The 25,158-nt window shown below is 66.7% G+C and carries 27 protein-coding genes; 10 read left to right on the top strand and 17 right to left on the bottom strand.

The annotated features are described in order from the left end of the window. Nucleotides 1-182 precede the first annotated feature (182 nt). A complete protein-coding gene (locus tag NWF24_RS11170; RefSeq protein WP_258354225.1) occupies nt 183-1,109 on the top strand; it encodes a LysR family transcriptional regulator in 927 nt (308 codons plus the stop codon). A gap of 15 nt (nt 1,110-1,124) precedes the next feature. Here NWF24_RS11170 and NWF24_RS11165 read toward each other — a convergent pair whose 3' ends face one another. From NWF24_RS11165 to gcvA, 3 genes are read right to left on the bottom strand one after another with little or no spacing between them, the layout of a single operon-like run. Then, nucleotides 1,125-1,868: a hypothetical protein gene (locus NWF24_RS11165; protein WP_258354224.1), complete on the bottom strand. Its 744-nt coding sequence runs from the start codon at nt 1,866-1,868 to the stop codon at nt 1,125-1,127. After that, a complete protein-coding gene (locus tag NWF24_RS11160; protein WP_258354223.1) occupies nt 1,865-2,503 on the bottom strand; it encodes a DUF1345 domain-containing protein in 639 nt (212 codons plus the stop codon). Before NWF24_RS11160 ends, NWF24_RS11165 begins: the two co-directional genes overlap by 4 nt. Before the next feature lie 32 nt (nt 2,504-2,535). Continuing rightward, a complete protein-coding gene (gene gcvA / locus NWF24_RS11155; protein ID WP_375338448.1) occupies nt 2,536-3,516 on the bottom strand; it encodes a transcriptional regulator GcvA in 981 nt (326 codons plus the stop codon). A gap of 133 nt (nt 3,517-3,649) precedes the next feature. Between gcvA and NWF24_RS11150 the strand changes: the two genes are divergently transcribed. Together NWF24_RS11150 and NWF24_RS11145 are read left to right on the top strand one after the other, a co-directional pair. After that, nucleotides 3,650-4,945 carry an MFS transporter gene (locus tag NWF24_RS11150; protein WP_258354222.1) on the top strand — a complete coding sequence of 432 codons (1,296 nt, stop codon included), beginning with the start codon at nt 3,650-3,652 and terminating at the stop codon, nt 4,943-4,945. Next, nucleotides 4,917-5,078: a hypothetical protein gene (locus NWF24_RS11145; RefSeq protein ID WP_258354221.1), complete on the top strand. Its 162-nt coding sequence runs from the start codon at nt 4,917-4,919 to the stop codon at nt 5,076-5,078. Before NWF24_RS11150 ends, NWF24_RS11145 begins: the two co-directional genes overlap by 29 nt. An 18-nt stretch (nt 5,079-5,096) precedes the next feature. Here the strand turns inward: NWF24_RS11145 and mmsB are convergent, their stop codons facing one another. The 4 genes from mmsB to NWF24_RS11125 are packed head-to-tail and all read right to left on the bottom strand — an operon-like array spanning nt 5,097 to nt 9,867. Continuing rightward, a complete protein-coding gene (gene mmsB / locus NWF24_RS11140) occupies nt 5,097-5,993 on the bottom strand; it encodes a 3-hydroxyisobutyrate dehydrogenase (RefSeq protein WP_258354220.1) in 897 nt (298 codons plus the stop codon). 40 nt (nt 5,994-6,033) lie between these two features. Next, nucleotides 6,034-7,149 (bottom strand): enoyl-CoA hydratase/isomerase family protein, encoded by a 1,116-nt coding sequence (locus NWF24_RS11135; RefSeq protein ID WP_258354219.1) that lies wholly within the window; start codon nt 7,147-7,149, stop codon nt 6,034-6,036. A gap of 27 nt (nt 7,150-7,176) precedes the next feature. Beyond that, a complete protein-coding gene (locus tag NWF24_RS11130; RefSeq protein ID WP_258354218.1) occupies nt 7,177-8,331 on the bottom strand; it encodes an acyl-CoA dehydrogenase family protein in 1,155 nt (384 codons plus the stop codon). Between the two features lie 12 nt (nt 8,332-8,343). Continuing rightward, nucleotides 8,344-9,867 carry a CoA-acylating methylmalonate-semialdehyde dehydrogenase gene (locus NWF24_RS11125; RefSeq protein ID WP_258354217.1) on the bottom strand — a complete coding sequence of 508 codons (1,524 nt, stop codon included), beginning with the start codon at nt 9,865-9,867 and terminating at the stop codon, nt 8,344-8,346. Nucleotides 9,868-10,019: 152 nt separating this feature from the next. Between NWF24_RS11125 and NWF24_RS11120 the strand changes: the two genes are divergently transcribed. Further along, nucleotides 10,020-10,976: a LysR family transcriptional regulator gene (locus NWF24_RS11120; protein WP_258354216.1), complete on the top strand. Its 957-nt coding sequence runs from the start codon at nt 10,020-10,022 to the stop codon at nt 10,974-10,976. A gap of 30 nt (nt 10,977-11,006) precedes the next feature. After that, entirely contained in the window at nt 11,007-12,176 is a 1,170-nt protein-coding gene (locus NWF24_RS11115; protein WP_258354215.1) for a pyridoxal phosphate-dependent aminotransferase, read from the top strand. Here NWF24_RS11115 and NWF24_RS11110 read toward each other — a convergent pair. The 3 genes from NWF24_RS11110 to NWF24_RS11100 form a co-directional block, all read right to left on the bottom strand. Further along, entirely contained in the window at nt 12,173-13,552 is a 1,380-nt protein-coding gene (locus NWF24_RS11110) for a CoA transferase (protein ID WP_258354214.1), read from the bottom strand. The two genes, NWF24_RS11115 and NWF24_RS11110, sit on opposite strands and share 4 nt — an antisense overlap. Before the next feature lie 77 nt (nt 13,553-13,629). Further along, entirely contained in the window at nt 13,630-14,268 is a 639-nt protein-coding gene (locus NWF24_RS11105; protein ID WP_093055639.1) for a 3-oxoacid CoA-transferase subunit B, read from the bottom strand. A 1-nt stretch (nt 14,269) separates the two neighbouring features. Next, nucleotides 14,270-15,076 carry a CoA transferase subunit A gene (locus tag NWF24_RS11100; protein ID WP_258354213.1) on the bottom strand — a complete coding sequence of 269 codons (807 nt, stop codon included), beginning with the start codon at nt 15,074-15,076 and terminating at the stop codon, nt 14,270-14,272. Nucleotides 15,077-15,181: 105 nt separating this feature from the next. Here NWF24_RS11100 and NWF24_RS11095 point away from each other — a divergent pair, with 105 nt between their 5' ends. Both NWF24_RS11095 and NWF24_RS11090 read left to right on the top strand, forming a co-directional pair. Continuing rightward, on the top strand, nt 15,182-15,748 hold the full coding sequence (locus tag NWF24_RS11095; RefSeq protein ID WP_093055635.1) for a LuxR C-terminal-related transcriptional regulator: 567 nt from the start codon (nt 15,182-15,184) through the stop codon (nt 15,746-15,748). A 171-nt stretch (nt 15,749-15,919) separates the two neighbouring features. Then, on the top strand, nt 15,920-16,066 hold the full coding sequence (locus NWF24_RS11090; protein WP_258354212.1) for a hypothetical protein: 147 nt from the start codon (nt 15,920-15,922) through the stop codon (nt 16,064-16,066). A 6-nt stretch (nt 16,067-16,072) separates the two neighbouring features. On the opposite strand, the gene NWF24_RS11085 is transcribed toward NWF24_RS11090, so the two are convergent. From NWF24_RS11085 to NWF24_RS11070, 4 genes are read right to left on the bottom strand one after another with little or no spacing between them, the layout of a single operon-like run. Next, nucleotides 16,073-17,038 carry a Bug family tripartite tricarboxylate transporter substrate binding protein gene (locus tag NWF24_RS11085; RefSeq protein ID WP_258354211.1) on the bottom strand — a complete coding sequence of 322 codons (966 nt, stop codon included), beginning with the start codon at nt 17,036-17,038 and terminating at the stop codon, nt 16,073-16,075. Nucleotides 17,039-17,089: 51 nt separating this feature from the next. Beyond that, the gene (locus NWF24_RS11080; protein ID WP_258354210.1) at nt 17,090-17,470 is read right to left on the bottom strand and encodes a VOC family protein; all 381 of its coding nucleotides are present in this window, start codon (nt 17,468-17,470) and stop codon (nt 17,090-17,092) included. Continuing rightward, the gene (locus NWF24_RS11075; protein ID WP_258354209.1) at nt 17,467-18,450 is read right to left on the bottom strand and encodes a hydroxymethylglutaryl-CoA lyase; all 984 of its coding nucleotides are present in this window, start codon (nt 18,448-18,450) and stop codon (nt 17,467-17,469) included. Before NWF24_RS11075 ends, NWF24_RS11080 begins: the two co-directional genes overlap by 4 nt. Then, complete coding sequence (locus tag NWF24_RS11070) at nt 18,447-19,622, bottom strand: CaiB/BaiF CoA transferase family protein (protein ID WP_258354208.1); 1,176 nt, start codon at nt 19,620-19,622, stop codon at nt 18,447-18,449. Before NWF24_RS11070 ends, NWF24_RS11075 begins: the two co-directional genes overlap by 4 nt. Before the next feature lie 128 nt (nt 19,623-19,750). On the opposite strand from NWF24_RS11070, the gene NWF24_RS11065 reads away from it, so the two are divergent. Then, nucleotides 19,751-20,668 (top strand): LysR substrate-binding domain-containing protein, encoded by a 918-nt coding sequence (locus NWF24_RS11065; protein ID WP_258354207.1) that lies wholly within the window; start codon nt 19,751-19,753, stop codon nt 20,666-20,668. 11 nt (nt 20,669-20,679) lie between these two features. On the opposite strand, the gene NWF24_RS11060 is transcribed toward NWF24_RS11065, so the two are convergent. Together NWF24_RS11060 and NWF24_RS11055 are read right to left on the bottom strand one after the other, a co-directional pair. Beyond that, a complete protein-coding gene (locus tag NWF24_RS11060) occupies nt 20,680-21,246 on the bottom strand; it encodes an NADPH-dependent FMN reductase (protein ID WP_258354206.1) in 567 nt (188 codons plus the stop codon). 132 nt (nt 21,247-21,378) lie between these two features. Then, the gene (locus NWF24_RS11055; RefSeq protein ID WP_258354205.1) at nt 21,379-21,558 is read right to left on the bottom strand and encodes a TOBE domain-containing protein; all 180 of its coding nucleotides are present in this window, start codon (nt 21,556-21,558) and stop codon (nt 21,379-21,381) included. Nucleotides 21,559-21,576: 18 nt separating this feature from the next. On the opposite strand from NWF24_RS11055, the gene NWF24_RS11050 reads away from it, so the two are divergent. Then, nucleotides 21,577-22,419, top strand: coding sequence for a class I SAM-dependent methyltransferase (locus tag NWF24_RS11050; RefSeq protein WP_258354204.1), 843 nt, complete (start codon nt 21,577-21,579; stop codon nt 22,417-22,419). Between the two features lie 174 nt (nt 22,420-22,593). Next, on the top strand, nt 22,594-24,192 hold the full coding sequence (locus tag NWF24_RS11045) for a glucan biosynthesis protein (protein WP_258354203.1): 1,599 nt from the start codon (nt 22,594-22,596) through the stop codon (nt 24,190-24,192). A gap of 13 nt (nt 24,193-24,205) precedes the next feature. Here NWF24_RS11045 and NWF24_RS11040 read toward each other — a convergent pair whose 3' ends face one another. Next, entirely contained in the window at nt 24,206-25,123 is a 918-nt protein-coding gene (locus NWF24_RS11040) for a LysR family transcriptional regulator (protein ID WP_093055611.1), read from the bottom strand. Nucleotides 25,124-25,158: the final 35 nt, after the last annotated feature.

Genomic DNA, 25,158 nt, shown 5'->3' with positions numbered 1-25,158 from the left:
GTGCCATTATTGGCACACCTGCCCGCTCCCCACGTCGCGCCATCTTGTGAAGTAACGCAAAAGTTCAGGCTCGTCGCATGGAAGTCGAAACGCGTCCGTTCGCAGCCAGGCAACTGGATGTGAATGGTCACCAGGCATATGATTCAACCGAGATATTTCGCAAATTCGATTGAATAATTTTCATGCTCCAGTCGATCCTCGAAATACGTCATCTGCGCACGCTCATCGCGCTGCGCGACACCGGCAGCCTGGTGCGCGCGGCTCAACTGCTCAACCTCACGCAATCGGCGCTGTCGCACCAGATCAAGCTGCTCGAAGACCGCTACGACGCGCAGCTGTTCGAGCGCAAGTCGGTGCCGCCGCAGTTCAGCACCACCGGCCTGCGACTGCTGCAGCTGGCCGACACGGCGCTGCCGCTCATCGAAGAAGCCGAGCGCGACGTGGCGCGGCTCGCGCTGGGGCGCAGCGGCCAGCTGCGCATCGTGGTCGAGTGCCACGCCTGCTTCGACTGGCTCATGCCGGCAATGGATGCGTTCCGCCAGCGCTGGCCCGAGATCGAGCTCGACATCGTCTCGGGCTTTCACTCCGACCCGATCGCGCAGGTGATGCAGAACCGCGCCGAAGTGGCGATCGTGTCCAGGGAAGGCCCCGACGAAGCGGTGGACTATCACGCGCTGTTCCGCTTCGAAATCATGGCCCTGCTGGCCAACGACCATCCGCTGACGGCCAAGGCCTACCTCACGGCGCGCCACTTCACCGACCAGACGCTCATCACCTACCCCGTGCCCGATGAAGTGATCGACGTCGTGCGGCAGGTGCTGGCGCCTGCGGGCGCGGAGCCTGCGCACCGGCGCACGACCGAGCTCACGGTGGCGATGCTGCAGCTGGTGGCGAGCGGGCGCGGCTTGGCAACGCTGCCGCTGTGGGCGGTGCAGAACTACCTGGACCGCGGCTACGTCACTGCCCGGCGCGTGGGCAGCAAGGGCCTGACGGGACGGCTCTACATGGCGTGCACGCCGGGCACGTCGGAGCAGCCGTGGCTGGCGGACTTCGTGCGCGTCACGCGAGAGAACTGCTTCAAGAGCCTGTCGGGAATCGAGCTGCTCTGAGCTCTTTTCTTCTCTTCAGAACCGCGTGCCCACAGACAGCCGCACCATGTCCTGCGCGGTGAAGTTCACCTTCGGGTCGTAGGCCGCGCGAACGAACCAGCGCGGCCAGTCGTAGGTAACCGTCAGGCCCGCGCGACGAATGAACCGGCCATCGACAGTGCCCTGCTTGGCCAGCAGATCGACGGTCAAGCGTTGCCGCTCGGGCAGCGGCACGCGGTAGACCAGGTGCACGTCTTGCTGGTCGGGGTTCAGCCGGTTGTCGCGGATCAGCGAGAGCGACAGCGCCGTGCCGTCCGTCCACTTGTAGCCGCCATACACCGTATACGAATCGTTCGGGTCGAAGTTCAGGTTCGCGTAGTTGCGAAGGTTGGTGCGGCCCAGCCCCGTGCCGACGAACCAGCTGTCGCCGGTTTCCACCGCCAGGCTGCCGCCCACGAACCCACCCGAGGCGGCCTGCAACGACGGCAGCACCCGCACCGGCCCCAGCGTGAAGGTGTGGTCCCATCCCACGCGCGGCTGCGCAAAGTCGAGCACCGGCGAGCGGAACCAGCCGATCCAGACATTGCCGTCGCCGTAGGTGTAGCGCAGGTTCATGTCCAGCCCCGGCCCCGCGGGCAGGCCGCCGCCGGAAACCCGGTAGGCGCCCACGGTGAGCTTGAATGGCAGCTCGGCCGGCTCGTCGTCGGCCCACGCGGCCGGCGCCAGGCACAGCAGGGCCGCTGCAGCGGCAAGTCTGCGATGGCGTGCCGGCGCGCTCAAAACATGCTCGCGCCAATGTTGATGAGCAACGCGAGCACGGTCGTGTTGAAGAGGTAGGCCAGGATGCAATGCACCGAGCCGATGCGCCGCAGAGGCTTGGACACGAAGGACACATCCGCCGTCTGCCCCGAAGTGCCGATCACCGCGGAGAAATAGAAGAAATCGCCATAGGTCGGCGGTTCGTCGTCCGGAAACTGGAGGCCGGGTTTGCGCCCCCGGCCAGCGCCGGCGTAGTAGTCGTGCGCGTAGTGCAGCGTGAACATGATCTGCGTGAAAGCCCACGACGACATCACCGTGAGCCCGGCCAGCGCGATGTGCGCGATCTTCTCCAGGCCGTGCATGTCCTTCACCACCGCGAGCTCGCCGCCAATGGCCGCCAGGCTCGCAATGGCGGACACCACCACCAGCACGAGGATGACGATCTGCCCATCGTCCTGTATCTGCGCGCGGTAGCGCATGTGCTGCTGCGACGACCGGGTCATCATGACCGCGGCCAGCAGCACGTACAGGCAGGCCCCCGTGTTCCACGCTATCAGCAGGCGCGTGACCAGGTGGGCTTCAACGGCCGAGGGTATGAGCAGGCCGGTCGCAATGGCGATGGCCGTGGCAATGAAGAGTCGCGGCCGGGCGGCCATCGGGCGGAGGAATCTGTGTCGCTGGAGTTTCATCAAGGCTTGGGCACGGCACGCCGCCGGGGTGGCGGCGCTACGGCCTGACCTGCGACTGTCGACGATGCTCTCTTGCGGCTACCTGACGAAGCACTTTTCTGCCGCACCGCGCTGAGCAGCCAGTCACGAAAAGCCGCAACTTTCGGCCGGTCGCGGCTGCCCTCGGGGCACACGAGGTAGTACGCGAAGTCTTCGAGCCACGTCGCTTTCGAGAGCTGCACGAGGCGGCCTTGCTCGATCTCGGGAGCCATCATGGCCGCGGGCAGCAGCGCCGAGCCCTGCCCCGCGAGCACCGCCTGCAGCAGCAGGCCGGCGTCGTCGAAAGAAGGCCCGCGCGCCGGGCCGGCATCTTCGATGCCCTGCGCCTCGAACCACAGGCGCCAGCCCTTGCGATCGGCATCGTTCACGCGCGGCCACCGCAGCAGGTCGGCCGGCTTCTTCGGCTTGCCGTGTTCGGCGACCAGCGCGGGCGCGGCGACGGGAATCATCTCGACCGTGAGCACGCGCTGGCTGGCGAGCCCGGGGTACTGGCCCATGCCGTGGCGGATGGCAACGTCAACGCCATCGCGCGAGAAATCGGCCAGCGCATTGCTGGTCAGCACTTGCAGGTCGATGTCGGGATGCGCATCCTGGAAAGACTTGAGACGCGGCACGAGCCATGCGGAGGCGAAGAACGGCGTGGCGCTCACGGTGAGCAGACCGGTCTCCGCTGGTACGGCCACCTTTTGCGTGGCATCGCTGATCTGCCTGAAGGCATTGCGCACAGGCGGCAGATAGGCCTGACCCGCGTCGGTCAGGAAAACGCCGCGATTGACGCGGCGGAACAGCTGCACGCCGAGGTGCAGCTCCAGCGTCTTGACGAGCTGGCTCACGGCGCCGGGGGTCACGCACAGTTCGTCCGCCGCGTTCTTCACCGAGAGATGGCGCGCTGTGGCTTCGAAGGCGCGGAGTGCATTGAGGGGCGGTAGCTGGTGTTCCATTATTTAGAAATTCTGATTCAGCAACGGCAGAAATTCTGGTTTGCCGCACAGATTTATAAGCGGGAGTATTGGCACGTCCGAAATCAATCCATTCAGATATTCTGATCTTTAAAGGCCTATTCCCTTGAGCCACATGCCATCCTCATCGCAAGCCGGCGGCCTCTTCCGCGGCTGGCTGGTGGTCGCAGGCGCCTTTGCCGTGACCTTTGTCGGCTTCGGCAGCGCCTACACCTTCAGTGCCTTTCTCGAATCGCTGCAGAAAGACTTCGGCGCCTCGCGCGGCTCGGTTTCGCTGGTGTTCTCGCTGGCAGGCTTTCTCTATTTCGGCCTCGGCGTGCTCAGCGGTCCGCTGGCCGACCGCTGGGGTTCGCGGCGGCTGGCCGTCGCCGGCATGGTGCTGGTCGGGCTGGGGCTGGCGCTTGCGGGGCAGGCGCGGAGCCTGACGCAGATCTATCTCGCTTATGGGCTGGGCGTTGGCCTCGGGGTCGGCGCGTCTTACGTGCCGGTGCTGGGTGCGGTGCAGCGCTGGTTCGTCAGGCGGCGCGGCTTTGCCTCGGGGCTGGCCGTGAGCGGCATCGGCGTGGGCACGCTGGTGATGCCGCCGCTGGCGTCGTTCTTCATCGAGACGCTGGGCTGGCGGAACGCCTACCTGGCGCTAGGCGCGCTGGCGGTGGTGGTGGGCGTGGGCATGGCGCTGCTGATCGAGAACGACCCGCGCGACCGCGGGCTCGGCCCCGACGGCGATCCGCCGCAGCCCAAGGCCGCATCGGCCCAGGCCGAGGGCTTCGCGGTGCGCGATGCCGTGCGTTCGAGGCGCTTCGCCGGCCTGTACGTGGCCTGCCTCATCAGCTCCTTCGGCCTGTTCGTGCCCTTCGTGCATCTCGTGCCCTACGCGCTGGACCACGGCGTGCCCAATGCGTACGCGGTGCTGCTGCTGGGTGCCATCGGCGTCGGCAGCACGGCCGGGCGCTTCTTCCTGGGAGGGCTCGCTGACCGCATGGGACGCGCGCAGACCATGCTGCTGATGTCGACCGGCATGGCGCTGTCGTTGCTCGTGTGGGCAGCGTCCAGCGGCTTCTGGGGGCTGGCGGTGTTCGCATTTTTCTACGGCGCGTTCTATGGCGGCTTTGTCGCGCTACTGCCGGCGCTGGTGATGGACTACTTCGGCGGGCGCAACATCGGCGCGATCATCGGTGTGCTCTACACAAGCGTGGCCTTCGGCACGCTGGTGGGCCCGGCGGCCGCGGGCTTTGCCTTCGACGTGAGCCGCAGCTACTTGCTGCCGATTCTTTTCAGCGTGGGGGCCAACCTCGTGGCGGCCGGCATCATGTGGGCGATGTCGCGGATGGACGCCTCTGCAAAGCTGGCCAGCACGGCCTCGCCGCGGGGTACAGTCGGGCATGACCCAAGCACCGCCCGCCGCTCCTAACCCGCCTCCCGCATCGGCTGCACCTGCCGAAATCACGGAAAACCAGGCGATCATGCGCGCCTGGGTGCTTTTCACCGTGTTGTTCGTGGTGGTGATCGGCCTGCTTTGGGCCCTGCACTCCCACTACGGCTGACCACCGCCAGCGTCCGGCTCAGGACGCCTTCTGCACCAGCTTCAGCACGCTCGAGAAATCGAGTGCGCCGTGCCCCGCGAGGCTGTGTGCCGCATACAGGCTGCGCGCCAACCCACCCAGCGGCGTCGCTGCGCGCACAGCGGTAGCGTTTTCCTGCGCGAGCCCCAGGTCCTTGAGCATCAGGTCGGTGCCAAAGCCGCCGGCATAGTTCTTCGAGGCGGGAGAGGTTTCCATCACGCCGGGCATCGGGTTGTACTTTTCCAGCGCCCAGTTGCCGCCCGAGCTGCGGCGCATGATCTCCGACAGCACCTTCGGATCGAGCCCGTTGGCCACGCCCAGCGCCAGCGCCTCCGACGTGCCGATCATCAAAATGCCGAGCAGCATGTTGTTGCAGATCTTCGCGGTCTGCCCCGCACCGGCCGCGCCGGCGTGGAAGATGTTGGCACCCATCTTCTCGAGCACCGGGCGCGCACGCTCCAGGTCTTGCGTCTCGCCGCCGACCATGAAGGTCAGCGTGCCGGCGATCGCGCCGCCGGTGCCGCCCGACACTGGCGCATCGATCATCGCGATGCCCTTGGCGCCGGCCGCTTCGGCCACCTTGCGCGACGTGGCTGCGGCGATGGTGCTGCTGTCGATCACCAGCGTGCCGGCGCGAATGCTGTCGAGCAGGCCGGGCTTGCCGGCGCCGCCGAGAAACAGACCCTCCACGTGCGCGCTGGCCGGCAGCATGCTGATGACAACCTCGGCGTCAACCACCGCTTCTGCAGCCGAAGCGGCAATGGGCAGCCCATCGCCGCCGAATTTCTTGCAGGCCTCGGCCGAGAGGTCGAAGGCGCTGAGCGTGTGGCCGGCCTTGAGCAGGTTCAGGGCCATCGGGCCGCCCATGTTGCCGAGGCCGATGAATGCGATCTTCATTTGTCTTGTCTCCGTTGTTCTGTGCGGGAAATGATGAAACTCAGACCAGCGACGCCAGCTCGGCAGGCATTTCGCCGCGCGGGCGCAGGTGGTCTTCGATGAAGGCGGGCGTGATCTCGTCGAGCGTGGCCGGGCTCCAGCGCGGGTTGCGGTCCTTGTCGACCAGCACAGCGCGGATGCCTTCGGCAAAGTCCTTGTGCGCGCAGAAGCCGAGCGAAGCCCAGTATTCGAGGCGAAACACTTCAGCCAGCGACATGCGCAGCACGCGCTGCCACAGCTCGAAGCTCAGCGCAGCCGAACTCGGCGCGCCCTTGGCGAAGGTCTTGGCCGCCGTCTGCAGCCATGCGTCGTCGCTTTGCAGGTCGCGCAGGCGCTTCGCAATGTCGAGCAGGTCGTCGCCGGCCATCAGGGCATTGATGGTGTCGTAGTGCTCGCGCACCTTCGACGCCGGCATCTCGGCGCTCTCGCCCGCCTTGGCGAGGATGCGCGACAGCGTGGCGCGATCGGCCTTCTGCTCGCCTGCCCACTGCGTGGCGCCGATGGCTTCGAGCACTTCGCCCTTGCGCTCCTGCGGCACCAGCACATCGGCGAGCCCGCAAAAAATGGTGTCTGCGGCATTCACGTTGGCGGCCGTGAGCGCGAGGAACAGCCCCGTGCGGCCAGGAGTCCGGCGCAGGAACCAGCTGCCGCCCACGTCGGGGTACAGGCCGATGTTGATCTCGGGCATCGCGATGCGGCTTTGCAGCGTCATCACGCGGTGCGACGCACCGGCCAGCAGGCCCACGCCGCCGCCCATCACGATGCCGTGGCCCCAGCACAGGAAGGGCTTGGGGAAGGTGTGGATCAGGTAGTCGAGCTCGTACTCTTCGCGGAAAAAATCTTCGGCGTAGGTGTTGCGCGCGGGGCCGCAGTCGAGCAGCGTCTGGTAGAGCTGGCGCAGGTCGCCGCCGGCACAGAAGGCCTTTTCGCCCGCGGCCTGCAGCAGCACGCCGACGATGCCGGCGTCGGCAGCCCAGTCGCGCAGCTTGGGCGTGAGCAGGCGCACCATGTCCACGGACAGCGCGTTGAGCGAAGCCGGTGCGTTGAGCGTGGCCACGGCAAAGCGCTGGCCACCGGCGGTCTTGATTTCGTCGAAGAGAACTACGGAGTCGGTCATTGTCTTGAGGGTTCTGGATGCGGGGCCTCAGCGGATATCGCTGTCCCCTTCCAGCAATTTTCGCGCAACGATCACGCGCATGATCTCGTTGGTGCCTTCGAGGATCTGGTGCACGCGCGCATCGCGAACCAGCCGCTCCAGCGGGAACTCGCTGAGATAGCCATAGCCGCCATGCAGCTGCAGCGCGTCGTTGCAGACGTTGAAGCCCGCATCGGTCGCGAAGCGCTTGGCCATCGCGCAATAGGTGCTCGCATCGGCATGGCCGGCATCGAGCTTCGATGCCGCGAGCCGCACCATCTGCCGCGCGGCGACCAGTTCGGTCGCCATGTCGGCCAGCTTGAACTGCAGCGCCTGGAAGCTCGCCAGCGGCTTGCCGAACTGCTGGCGCTCGTGCAGGTAGCGACGCGCTGCATCCAGCGCGCCCTGCGCCGCGCCCACCGAGCAGGTCGCGATGTTGATGCGCCCGCCGTCCAGCCCCTTCATGGCAATGCGAAAGCCCTCGCCTTCCTTGCCCAGCAGGTTCTGCGCGGGGATGCGCACGTTGTCGAAATTGATGGCGCGCGTGGGCTGGCTGTTCCAGCCCATCTTGTGCTCCTTCTTGCCGTAGCTGATGCCCGGCGCATCAGCCGGCACCGCGAAGGCCGAGATGCCACTCGCGCCCGCGCCCCCCGTGCGTGCCATCAGCACCAGCACGTCGGTCGAGCCCGCGCCCGAGATGAAGGCCTTGCCGCCGTTGATGACGTACTCGGCGCCCTGCAACTCGGCACGCGTCTTGAGCGAGCCCGCGTCCGATCCGGCGCCGGGCTCGGTCAGGCAGTACGAAGCGAGCTTGCGCCCGCTCGTCAGTTCTTCGCCCCACTGCTGCGCCACCGCATCGGTCGCCCAGGTGCCGAGCATCCACGTCGCCATGTTGTGGATCGTGATGAAGGCCGTGGTCGAAGGGTCGACCGCGGCCATCTCCTCGAACACCAGCGCTGCGTCGAGTCGCGGCAGGCCGAGGCCACCGACTCGCTCGGGCGCGTAGAGGCCGCAGAAGCCCAGCTCGCCGGCCTTTGCGATGGCCTCCTTCGGGAAGATGGCCTCGGCGTCCCACAGCGCCGCATGCGGCGCGAACTCGGCCTGTGCAAAGTCGCGCGCACTCTGTGCAAAGGCGCGCTGCTCTTCGGAAAGTTCGAAGTCCATCCGGCGGACTTCTTACTTGAGGCTGATCGTCGTGTTGACGCCGTGCGAGACGGTGCTGTCGTCGAACCAGCGCGCCGTCACCGTCTTGGTCTGCGTGTAGAACATGATGACTTGCTTGCCGTACGGCCCCAGGTCGCCCAGCTTCGACGCCCGCGAGCCGGTGAACGAGAACATCGGAACCGGCACCGGAATCGGCACGTTGATGCCGACCTGACCCACGTCGATGTCTTCCTGGAAGCGGCGCGCCGCTGCGCCCGACTGCGTGAAGATCGCGGTGCCATTGCCGTTCGGATTGCTGTTGATCAGCTCGATGGCTTCGTCGATGTTCTCTGCATCGGCAATGCACAGCACCGGCCCGAACACTTCCTGGTCATAGATCGTCATGCCGGGCTTCACGCCGGTGAAGATCGTCGGGCCGACGAAGTTGCCCTTCTCGTAGCCGGGTACGGTGGGCTTGCGGCCGTCGAGCACGAGCTTGGCGCCGTCAGCCTCGCCGCGTTCGATGAGACTGTTGACGCGGTCGTACGCTGCGCACGAAACCAGCGGGCCCACGTCCACGCCCTTCTCGGTGCCGGCGCCGATCTTCAGCGTCTTGGCCTTCTCGATGAGTTCGGGCACCCAGTTGCGCGCCTCGCCAACCAGCACCGCGACCGACACGGCCATGCAGCGTTGGCCGGCTGCACCGAAACTCGCGCCTGCCAGTGCGTTGAGCGTCTGCTCCTTGTTCGCATCAGGCATCACGATGGCGTGGTTCTTCGCACCCATCATGCATTGCGCGCGCTTGCCGTTCAGCGTGGCACGGTTGTAGACGTGCGTGCCGACCTTGGTCGAGCCCACGAAGCTGATCGCCTTGATGTCCTTGTGATCGCAGATGCCGTTGACGATCGCCTCGCCGCCGTGCACCACGTTCAGCACGCCGGGCGGAATGCCGGCTTCGAGCGCCAGCTCGCACAGGCGCATGGTGACCATCGGGTCTTGCTCGGAGGGCTTCAGCACGAAGGTGTTGCCGGTGACGATGGCCATCGGGAACATCCACAGCGGGATCATGGCCGGGAAATTGAACGGCGTGATGCCGGCGCATACGCCCAGCGGCTGCAGCAGCGTGTAGGTGTCGACACCGTTGGCCACGTTGTTGGCCAGCTCGCCGAGCTGCAGGTTGCCGATGTTCGATGCATGCTCGACCACTTCGAGGCCGCGGAACACGTCACCTTCGGCATCAGGCAGCGTCTTGCCCTGCTCGGCCGTGAGGATCGCGGCGAGCTCGCCCATGTGTTCGCGAATGAGTTGCTGCAGCTTCAGGAAGATGCGGGCGCGCGCGCCGATGGGCGTCTTGCGCCAGGTCTTGAAGGCTTCCTTGGCGGAAGCCACGGCGGCATCCAGCTCGGCCGGCGTCGCGAAGGGCACGCGGGCCAGCACCTGCTGCGTGGCCGGGTTGACGACGTCGCGCCATTCGGTGGTCTTCGATTCGACGAGCTTGCCGCCGATCAGCAATTTGACGGTGGCGACCTGGGTCGAGGGCGTGGTGGTGGCGTCCATGGGGTTTGTCTCCTGTGAATCCGGTGAAATTCGGGTGCCGGTCTGGCCGTTCGGTCACGCATCCTAGCTTTGCAGATTTGCCATGACAATAGACAAATATGCGCGGCCGCTTTGCAAAAATGCAGAGCCTCAAACCGGAGACACGAGAGCACATGGACTGGGACAACCTGCGGTACTTTCTGGAGCTGGCGCGCTCGGGCACGCTGATGAGCGCGGCACGCCGGCTCGAGGTCGACCACACCACAGTGGCGCGCCGTATCCAGGCACTTGAAAAGGAAGTCGGCGCCCCGCTGTTCTCGCGTGAATCGGGCGGCCACCGGCTCACCGAGGCGGGCCGGCGGCTGCAGCCTCAGGTCGAGGCAATGGAGAGCGCTTTCCGCACCGTGGAAAGCGCAGCGCCGGCTTCGCAGGAAGGCCTGTCGGGGCTGGTGCGCATCGGCGCGACCGAGGGCTTCGGCACGGTGGTGCTGGCACCGCAGCTGGCGTTGTTCGCGGTGCAGCATCCGAAGCTCACCATCGATCTGCTCGCGATGCCGCGCCTCGTGCATCTGTCGCGGCGCGAGGCCGACATCGTCATCTCGCTCGAACGTCCGGCGCGCGGGCCGGTGGTGGTCACCAAGCTCACCGACTACACGCTGCGGCTCTACGCATCGAAAAAATATCTGGCCGCGCACAAGCCCATCAAGACGCGCGAAGACCTGCGCGGCCACACTTTCATCAGCTACGTCGACGACCTGCTCTTCAGCAAGGAACTGCAGTACCTCGACGAGCTGCACCGCCCCGACGCCTTCGCGCTGCGCAGCACCAGCGTGCTCGCGCAGCACAGCGCGGTGGTGGCTGGCGCGGGCATCGCGGTGCTGCCGGCCTTCATCGCGGAGAACGACAGCGCGCTGAAGCCCGTGCTGCCGGGGCAAGCGAACTTCACGCGCACGTTCTGGATGTCGATGCCGGCAGAGACCAAGCATCTGGGGCGCATGCAGACGGTATGGAACTTCCTGCGCGAGACGGTGCAGGCGCGGCAGGCGCTGTTGCTTCTGGCCCCGCCCGGCGATGAGAATGGCGCGTCACAGCAGCAGCGCCCGGCCCGCCCGCGCAGGCCAACCCCGTAGCCAGCCCCCCAACACACGGAGACCCGCCCCATGCCACGCCACCGCCCCGCACGTCTTGAACACATCGCAGGCATCGGCGTCGACCGCATGGGCGCCATCGCCGACGACGCCGATGGCCCGCCGTTTCTTCGGCTCGAAAACCTCGACGTCGACATCCCTCCCGACCCCGAAGCCATCGCGCGCACCGTGCGTGCCGCCTCGGAAGACTCGGACAACAGCTACTTGCCCTTCGTCGGCCAGTCTCGATTGCGCGACGTGGCGGCGCGGCATGTGTCCGCGCTGTCGGGCGTGGCGTATAGCGGCGCACGCAACTGCGTGATCTCGGCAGGCGGACTCTCGGGCATCCTCAACGCGCTGCTCGCGACGGTCGAGGTGGGCGACGAAGTGCTGGTGACCGATCCGACCTACGCGGGGCTGCTCAATCGCATCCGCCTCGCCGGCGGCACGCCGAAGTACGTGCCGTTCCAGTTCACCCCCGGTGGCGAATGGAAGCTCGATCGCGCCGCGCTGCACACCGCCATCAGCCCCCGCGTGCGCGTGATGCTGCTGATGTCGCCCTCGATGCCCACGGGCAGCTGCTTCGATGAAGAAGACTGGCGCGCCATCGCCGCGCTGTGCGTGCAGCACGACCTGACGCTGATCCTCGACAGCGCCATGGAACGCCTGCTGTTCGACGGCCGGCAAGTGATCCACCCGGCAGGATTGCCCGGCATGGCCGGGCGCACCATCACCGTGGGCTCGTCGGCCAAGGAACTGCGCATGATCGGCTGGCGCGTCGGCTGGACCGTGGCGCCCGAGAGCTACATGCCCGATCTCGTGGCCGTATCGCTGGCCAATGTGGTGGTGCCGGTCGGCATCGCTCAGGATGCGGTGGCAACGGCGCTGGAGCAATCGGTGCGCACGCTCGCGCCGTACGTAGGCGAGCTGGAGCGGCGGCGTGACGCGGTGCTGGACGAACTTCGCGGCCTGCCCGTGGGTGTGCCGGGCGGCGGCTGGTCGCTGCTGCTGCGCACGAGCGACTTCGGCATCGACGGGCAGACACTGTCGCAGCGCCTGCTGTCGCATCGCGTCTGCGCCACGGCGATGCAAGGCTGGGGCGAGACGCACGGCGCGCAATACTTGCGCTTTGTGTTTTCCAACGAGCCGGTGGAGCGGCTGCGCGGGTTGGGAGACAAGGTGCGGGCTGCGCTGGGCGCCTAGGGCCACACCGCCGGGTGGCTGCCCGGCGGCATCGAGGGTCGCGCCCATCCTGCGGGCGTTCGCGACAGCTGCGCGCTGTGGCGCAGCGCGGCCAGTTCGCCGAAGCCGGAGGCCGAGGTCTCGACGTACGGCTTGAGGTCAGGTCTTGCAATCGACAAGCCACCCGGCACGCGACCGAGGCTGCGCAGCCACTGCCCCGTCTGCGCCAGCGACACCTGCACGTGCCAGCTGCCGCCCTCCTGCTGCTGTCGCCACAGCGCAGCGGCGGCACCGAATGCGATCAGGTAGCCGGTCGCTTCGTCGAGGATCTGCATTGGCAGTGGCTTCGGCTTGCCGTCTCCGGCGGCCTCGCCTTCGGCGTGGTTGAAGCCCATTGCGGTCTGCACGAGCGAATCGAAACCACGGCGATTGGCCCACGGCCCCTGGGTGCCGTAGGCCGTCAGAGACACGCACACGATGCCCGGCCGCAACCGCGCCAGCTCCGCCGACCCGAAACCCAGCGATGCGACGCCGCCGGGCCGGTAGCCCTGCACGAAGACATGCGCCTGCGTGGCGAGCTGCCGCAGCGCGGCGCGGCCCTCGTCGGTGCGCAGGTCCACGTGCGTCGACAGCTTGCCGCGGCTGGTGTCGGCGATGGATTCGATGTTCGGCAGGTTCGGTGAATTGACGAGCATCACGTCGGCGCCGTACGCCGCCAGCGCGCGGCCACCGACCGGGCCCGCGAGGATGCGTGTCAGGTCGAGCACGCGCACACCCGTCAGCGGCCGCTGGTCCTCGCGCAGCGGCGACAGCGCGAGCGGCGGTGCGTCGCCGATGCGTTCGATGGTGAAGAGCGGTTGCGCCGCAATGGCCCGGCCTTGCGGCGTGGCGTCCCACTCGTCGAAGCGGCGCAGCGCGGTTGCCACCAGCCCTTGTGCAGCGGACGCATCCTCGAATTCATGCGCGCGCCAAGTCGCCATCACCGCCTCGGCCTCGGCACGCGTAGCAGTGGCCGGGTCCAGCTTCATCAGCCGCAACGCCCCATCGCGGTGATGCGCAAAGTTCGCGTGAATGCGCACCCAGCCGTCGGCGCAGCGGTATAGCCCCGAGAAGGTGTCCCACGGATCGGGCACGCGCCCGTCGAGGCTGAACCAGCCGGTGCAGTCGAGTGCTGCATGCTGCATGTCGACGCCGACCTGCTGGCGCGGCGAACCTCGCAGGTGCCCGAGCTCGCAGGAAGCCAACGCCGCCGCAGCGATGGTGCTCTGCGCCGCCACGCCGACCGCGAAAGACGACGGCAGCACCGGGTCGGCGCCCGTGAGCCGCGCAAATGGCAAGGCTTCCGCGGGCAGGCCCGCCTGCCGCCAGATGCCGTCCAGAACTTCGTTCGCATTCATTCCTGTGTGCTCCAAAGAAAAAGGCAGGGCCCGCTCTCGCGGCCCTGCCCTTCGTTGTCGTTGCGTTCGCTGCCCTGTTACTGGATCAGCTTGGCGCCGGTCTTGGACTGCAACGTGTCGAAGCTGACGCCCGGCGCCAGCTCGACGACCTTCAAACCTTCGGGCACCACGTCCATCACGGCCAGGTCGGTGATGATGCGGTCGACCACGCCCACGCCCGTCAGCGGCAGGGTGCACTTCTCGAGGATCTTCAGGTCCTCGGTGCCGTCCTTTTTCTTGGCCACGTGTTCCATCAGCACGATCACGCGCTTCACGCCGGCCACGAGGTCCATTGCGCCGCCCATGCCCTTGACCATCTTGCCGGGAATCATCCAGTTGGCGAGGTCTCCTTTGGTGCTGACCTGCATCGCGCCCAGGATCGACAGGTTGATCTTGCCGCCGCGGATCATCGCGAAGCTGTCATGGCTGCCGAAGATGGCCGAGCCGGGCAGCGTGGTCACGGTCTGCTTGCCGGCGTTGATCAGGTCGGCGTCGACCTGGTCTTCGGTTGGGAAGGGGCCGATGCCGAGCATGCCGTTCTCGCTCTGCAGCCACACTTCTTTCGTGCCGGTGTGGTTGGCCACCAGCGTGGGAATGCCGATGCCGAGGTTGACGTAGAAGCCGTCTTCGAGTTCTTGCGCGGCGCGGGCCGCCATCTGGTCTTGGGTCCAGGGCATCTCAGGCTCCTTCTTTCTTGTTGGCGGGCACGGTGGGCACCGGCACTTCGCTGGTAGCGGCGGCCTGGGCAATGGCGGTCTGGGCCTCGACCTTGGCGGCGGCGGCATCGACCGATGCGCTCACGGTGCGCTTCTCGATGCGCTTCTCGGGGCTGGCGTTGAGCACGATGCGGTGCACGTAGATGCCCGGCAGGTGGATGTCATCGGGGGCCAGCTCGCCCACCTCGACGATCTTCTCGACCTCGACGATGCAGATCTTGCCGGCCATGGCGGCGGCCGGGTTGAAGTTGCGCGCCGTCAGGCGAAAGCGCAGGTTGCCCGACTTGTCGGCCACGTCGGCCTTTACCAGTGCCACATCGGGCAGCAGCGAGCGTTCCATCACGTAGGTTTCGCCATCGAACTCGCGCAGTTCCTTGCCCTCGGCCACTTGCGTGCCCACGCCGGTCTTGGTGAAGAAGGCCGGAATGCCCGCGCCGCCGGCGCGCAGCTTCTCGGCCAGCGTGCCCTGGGGCGTGAATTCGAGCTCGAGTTCGCCGGCCAGGTACTGGCGCTCGAACTCCTTGTTTTCGCCCACGTAGGAGGCGACCATCTTCTTGATCTGGCGCGTTTCCAGCAGCTTGCCGAGGCCGAAGCCGTCGACGCCCGCGTTGTTCGAGACAACGGTGAGGTTCTGCACGCCGGAGTCCTTGAGCGCTTCGATCAGCGCTTCGGGAATGCCGCACAGGCCGAAGCCGCCGACCGCGAGCATCTGCCCGTCGGCCACGACCCCCTTGAGTGCCGCGTCTGCGGAGGGATAAATCTTGTTCACTCGGGCTCCTTGATGGATGAATGGAGAGTGGGTGGGAAAGGGGCGGGAAACCCCTGAACGATACTACCTACTCGCATACGTAGTATTTCGTAATGGAGACCCCCGATGCCCGAGATCGATTACCGGCTGGCTTTTGAACACGCGCCCGTCGGCATGGTGGTTTCGAGCAACCGCACCATCGTGGCCTGCAATGTGCGCGTGTGCGAGATTTTTGGCGCAACGCCCTCCGCGCTGGTCGGGCATTCGTTCAGCATCTTGTACCCCAGCGTGGCCGAGTTCGAGCGCATCGGCAAGCGCATGGAGCCCTTTCTGAACGCCAGCGGCCACTACGCCGACAACCGCATGATGAGGCGCCTGGGTGGCCTGCATGGCGCCATCGCGGGCGAAACCTTCTGGTGCCACGTCACGGGCCACGCGATGAACCGCGCCGCCCCGCACGAGGCCGGCATCTGGACTTTCGAAGACCTGGGCTCGCGCCGCGCAGTAAAGGCCGAACTCACGCCGCGCGAGCGCGAGGTGGCGGCGCAGGTGATGCGTGGGCTGACCTCCAAGGAAATCGGCAAGGCGCTGGGCATCAGCCACCGCACGGTGGAGCTGCACCGGGCGCGGTTGATGCGCAAGTACGCGGCTGCGACCACCGCCGAGCTGGTGCAGAAGCTGATCGCGGGTTAGGGCCGGCGATTGCCAGGGCCCGCCGGAAGTTCCGGCCACAAGCCACCTGATCGTTGCGAAAACGGAAACGCCGTGTCGTCGAAACGCCTGCTCCGTTGCGCGCAGCGAGGCCTATCGTTGAGGCCATGCAGGGCAGGAAGCCCGCAACTAGCAACTATTCAGGAGTCTGAAATGTCCACACGTATCCATTCCGAAACCAGCCTCTTGCTGCAAACACAGGCCTCGTTCGCACGGGCCCACGCGCTCGCCGTGCAGAGGGTGCCCGTCGCGCTGACGCTCTCGGCAATCATCCTGTCGATCATCAACGTCAAGCTATAGCCCTGGTCAGTCCGGCTTGATGTCCGCCGACTTGATCACCTTCGACCAGGTCGCCAGTTCCTGGTCGACAAACTTCGCGAGCGTTGGCGAGTCCATGTAGGTCGCGAAGGCGCCCTGCTCGTCGACCTTCTTGCGGAAGGCTTCGCTCTCCACGATCTTCTTCAGCTCCGCGCCGAGCCTGGCAACGACTTCAGGCGGCGTCTTCGCCGGCGCGAACACCGCGAACCACGACTCGACCTCGTAGCCCGGCAGGCCCGCCTCGGCCGAGGTCGGCACATTGGGCATCGACGGATGCCGCTTGGTGCCCGTATACGCCAGTGCCTTGATGCGCCCGCCCGCGAAGTGACCGATGACCGAGGGCGGCGTGGTGATGAACATGTCGACGTTGCCCGAGATCAGGTCATTGATGGCCGGGCCCGAGCCCTTGTAGGGCACGTGCGTCATCGCCTGCTTCGACTGCCGCGACAGCAGCTCGCCCGCGATGTGCTGGATCGAGCCGTTGCCCGACGAGGCGTAGAACAGGCCGCCCTCCTTCTTCTTGCCGTATTCGATGAGCTCCTTCATCGAGTTCACCGGCAGCTTGCCGCTCACTGCGACGACGTGCGGCGCGCGCATCACCATCGCCACCGGCACGAAGTCCTTCGTCGGGCTCCACCTGATGTTCGGATAGAGCGAGGGGTTGCCGACGTGGAAGCCCGAGTACTGCATCAGCAGCGTGTAGCCGTCCGGCGCGGCGCGCGCCACGAACTCGGTGCCGATGTTGCCGCTGGCGCCGGGCTTGTTGTCGATGACCACAGACTGGCCCAGCGCGCGCTGCAGCGGATCGCCGACCATGCGCGCCATGATGTCGGTGGAGCCGGCCGGCGACGTGGGCACGATCATGGTGATTGGCTTCGAGGGCCAGGTGTCGGCGTTTGCAGCCGAAGCAGCCAGCGCGAGGCCGACCGCGAGAAAGCGGTGGATGGGTTTCATGGTTTGTCTCCGGTGGTTTTGTATTGGCTTGCAGTCTTCGGAGTTGCGCCGTCAGGGCGCCAGCTCCGATATCTCGATCAGGTTCAGGTCGGGGTCGCGCACATAGACCGAGCGGATGCGCGAGGTGGCGCCCGTACGCATCACCGGGCCTTCGAGGATCGGCACGTCGTGCTCCTTCAGCCGCGCGATGACTGCTTCGAGCGGCACGCTGGCAATGAAGCACAGGTCGAGCGAACCCGGCGTCGGCAGTTGCGCCTTGGGCTCGAACTCGTGGCCCTTGATGTGCAGGTTGATCTTCTGGTTGCCGAAGCGAAAGGCCTTGCGGCCGGCGCCGAAGCTTTCGAGCGCCATGCCCATCACATCGACGTAGAAACGGGTGCAGGCTTCTTCGTGCGCAGTCGTCAGCACAAGATGGTCCAAGTGATCGATCATGGGTGAAGCTCCTTCTGCCCGCGCTCCTTGGCACGGGTAACGATGTCGTTGAAATCCGCGGGCGGCGCATGCCGCGTCAGCCGATGACCTGCGCGCGAGACCTGGCTCGACAGCTCGTGCTGTACGAGCGACTCCAGCTCGGCCGCGGCGGCGATCAGGCCGTCCAGGTCCATGCCGGTGTCGTAGCTCATGCACTGCAGCATGTGCACCACGTCTTCGGTCGCCACATTGCCGGTCGCGCCCGGGGCATAAGGGCAACCGCCGATACCGCCGAGCGACATGTCCAGCCGGTGGATGCCGGCCTCGACGGCGGCCACGGTGTTTGCGAGGCCCATGCCGCGCGTGTTGTGGAAGTGGGCGGTCCAATCCATCTGCGGGTGAGCCGCGATGACGTCCTCGCAAAGGGCCTGCACCTGCGTGGGATAGGCCATGCCCGTCGTATCGCACAGCGTGATGCCCTGCACCTCCAGCGCAGCGAAGCGGTCGATCCAGCCTCTTACCGCCGCCAGCGGCACCTCGCCCTCCATCGGGCAGCCGAACACGCACGAGAGCGACACGTTCACCGGCACTCCGGCCTGCTTCGCCAGCGCGACGACACCGGCCAGCTGCGCGAACGACTGCTCGCGCGTCATGCGCAGGTTGGCAAGGTTGTGCGTCTCGCTCACCGACATGACGATGTTGAATTCGTCGATGCGGCTTTCCAGCGCGCGCTCGGCGCCACGCACGTTCGGCACCAGCGCGGTGTAGACCACGCCGGGGCGCCGGGCGATGCGGTGCATCACCTCTTCGCCGTCGCGCAATGCCGGAATCGCCTTTGCCGAAGTGAACGACGTGACTTCGATCTTGGCGTAGCCCAGCCCGCTGAGCCGGTCGATCAGCGCGACCTTGTCGTCGGTGGGAATGAAGCGGCTCTCCATCTGGAAGCCGTCGCGGGTGGCGACCTCGTTGATGAGCAGCCGCGTGCCGTTGCCCGCCTTCATACGAGAAGCCCGCTTTCCGCACGGCGCGCTGGCCAGCCGGCACTCTGCAGATCGCCGGTGTGCTCGCCAAGGCGCGGCGCGGGGTGCGCGATGCGGCCGGGCGTGGCGCTGAGCTTGGGCACTACGCCAGGCACCTTCAGCGTGGCACCGTCCGAAGTGGGCGCCTCCACGATCATCTCGCGCGCCAGATACTGCGGGTCGCTCGCGATGTCGGCCACGGTGTAGATGCGCCCGACCGGCACGCCGGCAGCGTCGAGTGCTGCCAGCACTTCATCGCGGCTGCGCTGCTGCGTCCATGCCTCGATGGCGGCGTCGATCTCCGCCACGCGCCGCACGCGCCCATCGTTGTGCACGAGCTCCGCGTCGTTCTCCAGGTCCGCGCGCCCGATGGCCCGCATCAGCCGGCGGAAGATGCTGTCGCCGTTGCCGGCCACCAGCACGTAGTGTCCGTCGCTGCAGCGGTAGGCATTGGTCGGTGCAATGCCGGGCAGCGCACTGCCGGCGCGCTCGCGCACCGCGCCGAAGGCGTCGTACTCGGGCAGCAGGCTTTCCATCACGTTGAACACCGACTCGTACAGCGCCACGTCGATGAACTGACCTTCCCCGCCATGGGCCATGCGATGGTGCAGCGCGGTCAGCACGCCGATCACGCCGTGCAGCGCCGCCAGCGTGTCGCCCAGCGACACCCCCACGCGCACCGGCACCCGCCCCGGCTCGCCGCTCAGATAGCGCAGCCCACCCATCGATTCGCCGAGCACGCCGAAGCCGGGCTTGTCGCGATAAGGCCCGGTCTGCCCGTAGCCCGAGATGCGCAGCATGATCAGCCGCGGGTTCAACGCGTGCAGCTGCTCCCACCCCAGGCCCCAGCCTTCGAGCGTGCCGGGCTTGAAGTTCTCGATCAGCACGTCAGCCTCTAGCGCCAGCGCGCGCGCCGCCTCCTGGCCTTCGGCGCTGCGCAAGTCGAGACACACCGAACGCTTGTTGCGCGACTGCACCTCCCACCATGCCGAAGTGCCATCGCGCAGCAGCCGCCACTTGCGCAGCGGGTCGCCGACACCGGCCGGCTCGACCTTGATCACGTCGGCGCCGAACTCCGCCAGCGTCTTGCCGGCGAACGGGCCGGCAATGAGCTGGCCGAGCTCCAGCACCTTCAGGCCTTCGAGTGCATTCATGTCCGCGTCCGTCTCCTTGTTGGGTAAGGTCCGACTCTAGGAACAGATTGCGATGGGCGGAATTGCTGTGACGGCAGCACTCCTTCGCAAAACGCGAAGGGGTCGCTCCGCCTCTCTAGAATCCGCCGATGCCCAGCCCGATCAACCCCGCTCGTGTCGACTTCGTGACGCTGCGCTTGTTCTGCGCGGTGGCGCAGTCGGGCAGCATCACCAAGGGCGCGGAGGCGTGCCACCTCGCGCTGTCGGCGGCGAGCCGGCGGCTTTCGGACTTCGAAGCGGCAACGGGATCGAAGCTGCTCGAACGCAGCGCGCAAGGCATCGCGCTCACGCCCGCCGGCCATGTGGCGATGCAGCATGCGATGCGGCTGTTCCAGGGCTTCGAGCAGTTCAGCAACGAGATCAACGACTATTCGAGCGGTGTACGCGGGCACGTGCGTCTGTGGGCCAACATGTCGGCGCTGACCGAGTTCCTGCCCACAACGCTCGCGACCTTTCTCGCGGAACATCCCGACATCCGCGTGGAGGTCGAAGAGCAGTTGAGCGGTGACATCGTGCGTGCGCTGGTCGACGGCCTGGCCGACGTCGGCGTGTTCGCCGAGAACACGCCCGCCTACGGGCTCAACGTCGCGCCCTTCCAGACCGACGAGCTCGTGGTGCTGTGCGCAAAGCAGCATCCGCTGGCGCGCAGCCGCGTGAAGCAGGTCGACTTCAAGACCTGCCTCGCGCACGAATTCGTCGGCCTTAACCGCAGCAGCTCGCTGCTGGAACTGACATCGCGCGCGGCAGAGCAGGCCGGCATTCCGATGCGCCTGCGCGTGCAGGTGCGCAGCTTCGATGCGATGTGCCACATGATCGCGGCGAATCTCGGCATCGGCGTGGTGCCGCTGGCCGCGTGCAAGGCGCAGGTTGCGGCGCTCGATCTGAAGGTCGTGCGGTTGAAGGACGCGTGGGCCACTCGGCGGTTGCTGATGGCGACGAAGACGGGGGCTGCCCTCTCGCCCGCTGCACAACTGTTGGTGCGTCAGCTACTCGCCTCATCGACCTAGCGAACGAAGCCTCAGCCGGCCGTCATCCGCTTGACCGCCCCGATCCACTTCTCGAACGCCTTCATCTGGTCGCCGACGAACTTGCGGGTCGTCTCGTCGGTGCAGTTGCCTTCGGCATCGAACTTGCCGCCTGCGCCGCCGATGAAAACCTCGGGCTTGGCCAGCACCATCGCGTTCACGAACAGCAGCACCCGGCGCAGGTCGTACTGAACGCGCGCGCCGCCAACCGGCCCCGGCGATGCCGAGAGGATGGCCACCGGCTTGTGCGCAAAGGGCTGGTCTTCGCCGCGGCTGAGCCAGTCGATCATGTTCTTGAAGCCACCCGGAATCGAGAAGTTGTATTCGGGCGTGGCAATCACCACGCCGTCGGCGCGGCGGATGCGGTCGCGCAGCGCCTGCACCGATGCGGGGTAGCCCTTGGCGAACACGTCCGCGTCGAACACCGGCACCTCGCGCCATTCGACGACCTCCATGGCCATCGGCTCGGGCATCAGCGAGCCTGCGAGGTTCAGGGCGGCCCGGTTGATGGAGCCGGTGCGAAGACTGCCGCAGAGGCCGACGATGTCGAGGGTGCTCATTCGGTTTTCCTGTTCTTGTGCTGGGTTGGTGGTCGGCAACTATGGCGTCGGCCAAGCCATCGGGAAAGCGATTTTCATGGAAACCACTTTTCCTTCAAACGGAAAAGTCCGGCACGCAGCCGGACTCGAGGCTCAGTCGGTGCCCACCATCACGCTCGAAGCCTTGATCACCGCATAGGCATTCGCGCCTTCGGTCAGCTTCAGCGAATCGGCCGAGTTGCTGGTAAAGGTCGAGACAATCGCCGCCGCGCCGGCCGGCATAACCAAAGACTGACTTGCCCCGCAATGCCGGAGCGGCCAGACTTTGCGCATGGCCTCTCTCCCGCATCCATGACCGCCGGCAAGCCCGCACGGCGCCTGTCGGCCGTTCCTTCGACCTTGCGGATTCCCCTGGCCGCCCGGGCCTCGGGCGACGCGATGTTTCCGCAAGTGGCCGTGCGGGACGCATATGCCGCGGGCATCCTGGAGCAGATCCGCGACGACGGCCAAGCGCTGCCGGAAGACCGGGCGACCATCTACAGCATCCTCTCGCGCACCCGCCGCTTCCGCAGCCTGGCGCAGGACTTCCTCAAGCAGTACCCCGGCGGGCGCGTGGTGAACATGGGTTGCGGCCTTAGCCATTACTTCCAGTGGCTGGACGACGGCAAGTCCCGCATGACCGACGCCGACCTGCCCGAGGTGCTCGAAATGCGCCGCGAGCTGATCCCCGAGACGAATGAACGCCACGACCTGCGCGAGCTCGACCTGACCGCGCCCGACTGGTGGGAACAGCTGGGCCTGCCGCGCAAGCGCAACGCTGCGCCGGTGTTCCTGTTCACCGAAGGCGTGCTGATGTACCTGAAGCCTGAACAGGTGCAAGCGGTGCTCGCCACCTTCGGCGAACGCGCGCCCGCAGGCTCGATGCTGGCCTTCGACGCCATGTGCTGGCTCGCGGTGGGGCGCGGAAAGCAGCATCCGTCGGTGCGCACGACCGGTGCCGAGTTCCTCTGGGGAATCCGTCGCTCTACCGAGCTGACGCAGCCCCATCCGCGCCTGCAGCTGACCGCCACTTACCGCGTGCTGGAGGGCATCGGCCTGCCCTACACGCTGTTCGCGCCGATGGTCATGCTGTTTCTCGGCGTGCCGCTGTATGCGCTCTACGCGCTGAAGGCGACGGACGTCGCCGATACATAAACGCACAATTTTGTGAATTGCCGGCTTTGTCCGGCCCACGCTGCGCGGAATGGCTGACGCGGAGCGGCCCCGGGCCAGGTCAAGCTACCAGCTGTTCCCGGTCGCGGAGAATGCTCTATCGTCTTCGCTGCTTTTCTTTCTTCCCCCCCAAGATTCGCAACCCTCAAGAACCACATGCTTGATCGCCGATCCTTCCTTGCCGCCGGTGGTGCCGCTGCCGCACTTGCCGCCCTCGGACTGCCCCAGGAGGCACTGGCCGCCAACGGGCTGCAACTGAGCCAGCCCACGCCCTTTTCCTTCGACGCGTTGATCGCACAGGCGAAGTCGCTCGCCGCCAAGCCCTATGCGGCCGCCGCGCCGCTGGCGCCCGAGGTGCTCGACCGCATCGACTACGACGCGCACGGCAAGATCAAGTTCGACCCCGCCAACGCCCTCTTCCGCGACGGGCCCGGCGCCTTCCCCGTTACCTTCTTCCACCTCGGTCGCTTCTTCCAGACGCCCGTGCGCATGCACGTGCTCGAGAACACCGACGGCGACGCATTTTCCCGCGAGGTGCTCTACAGCCCCAACTACTTCTCGATGCCGCCCGACAGCCCCGCACGCGCGCTGCCGCCGGGCGCGGGCTTCGCGGGCTTTCGCCTGCAGGAAAGCCGCCTGGGCGACCAGAGCAAGCTCGACTGGCAGAAGAACGACTGGGTCGCGTTTCTAGGTGCCTCGTACTTTCGCGCGATCGGCGAGCTCTACCAGTACGGCCTGTCAGCGCGCGGCATTGCGCTGGACGTGGCGGTGCCCGACAAGCCCGAGGAGTTTCCGACCTTCACGCGCTTCTACTTCGAGACGCCGGCCGCCAACAACACCACCTCTATGACGGTCTACGCGCTACTCGAAGGGCCGAGCGTCACGGGCGTGTTCAAGTTCATCATGCAGCGCGGCAAGGCCGTCATCATGGACATCGACGCGCGCATGTTCCTGCGCCGCGACGTGTCGCGCCTGGGCCTGGTGCCGCTCACGTCGATGTACTGGTACTCGGAAACCATCAAGCCCACCGCCATCGACTGGCGTCCCGAGGTGCACGACTCCGACGGCCTCGCGATCTGGAACGGCGCGGGCGAGCGCATCTGGCGCCCGCTCAACAACCCCACGCAGACGCGCGCCTCGGCCTTCGCCGACACCAAGCCGCGCGGCTTCGGCCTGCTGCAGCGCGACCGCGCCTTCGACCACTACCAGGACGGCGTGAACTACGAGAAGCGCCCGAGCCTGTGGATCGAACCATTGGGCGACTGGGGCGAAGGCTCGGTGCAGCTCATCGAGATTCCGACCGACGACGAGATCCACGACAACATCGTCGCCTTCTGGGTGCCCAAGGCCGACGCAAAGGCCGGCTCGAGCTACAGCCTGCAATACCGGCTGCACTGGACCGACCAGGAGCCCTTTCCGTCGCCGCTCGCACGCTGCGTGGCCACGCGCATCGGGCGCGGCGGGCAGCCGGGCCAGCCGCGTCCGCAGGGCGTGCGCAAGTTCATGGTCGAGTTCATCGGACAGCCGCTGCAGGCCGTGCCCTTCGGCGTGAAGCCCGAGGTGATGCTGACGGCGGCGCGCGGCAAGTTCTCGTACGTCTTCGCCGAGGCCGTGCCCAACGGTGTGCCCGGCCACTGGCGCGCGCAGTTCGACTTCACGCCCGAAGGCAACGAGCCGATCGACATGCGCATGTACATGAAGAACGGCGACCAGACGTTGACCGAGACCTGGCTGTACCAGTACCAGCCAGGCTGAAACCGCAGGCGCTTCAGCGCTTGCCGGCCTTGTTGTAGGGCGCGAAGAGTTCCACCGCCCAATCCACGAACACGCGCAGCTTGGCGCTCAGGTGCCGGTTGGTCGGGTACACCACGTGCAGGGGATACGGCTCGGGCGCCCAGCCCTGCAGCACCTCGACCAGCGCGCCGCTGGCCAGGTAGGGCGCGGCCATCACATCGAAGGTCTGCGCCACGCCCATGCCGGTGAGCATCGCGCTCAGGTGCGCCGTGCTCTCGTTCACGCCCACCACTGTGTGGCCGTGGATCTCGATGCGCTCCTCGCCGCGCCCATAGCGCAGCGGAATCGGCCGGTTGCTCAGCGACGAGAAGTAGCCCACCACGCGGTGCGTGCCGTCACCGAGGTCCGCGGGCGTCTTCGGCACACCGTGGCGCTCCAGGTAGGCCGGCGTGGCGCAAGTCACAAAGGGCAAGGTCGCGATGCGGCGCGCCACGAGCGACTGGTCGGTCAGCTCGCCGGCACGGATCACGCAGTCGACCGCATCGCCGATCAGGTTCACCGGCCGGTCGCTCACGCCGATCTCGAGTTCGATCTCGGGATAGCGCGCATGGAACGTCGGCAGTTGCGGAATCAGGATCATGTTGGCCAGCGAGGAGCCGACGTCCACCCTCAGCCGCCCACGCGGATTGGCCTGCGCGTTGGTGAGGTCGGACTCGATGTCTTCCAGTTCGGCCAGCACGCGCGCGGTGCGCTCGTAGTAGGCCGCGCCCTCGGGCGTGACCGTCACGCGCCGCGTGGTGCGCTGCAGCAGCTTCACGCGCAGATGCGTTTCGAGCTGCTGCACCATCTTCGTCACGGTGGGCTTGGGCATCTGCAGCGAGTCGGCAGCGCGCGTGAAGGTGCCGGCCTCGACCACGCGGGCAAACACGCGCATGGCGGTGATCTGGTCCATCGCCGGATTATTAGTGATCCGGAAACAAACAAATC

The sequence above is a fragment of the Variovorax paradoxus genome (assembly GCF_024734665.1).
Classification (GTDB): domain Bacteria; phylum Pseudomonadota; class Gammaproteobacteria; order Burkholderiales; family Burkholderiaceae_C; genus Variovorax.
Note: the sequence above shows the minus strand (reverse complement) of the source record. Positions and strands in the feature narration are given on the sequence as shown.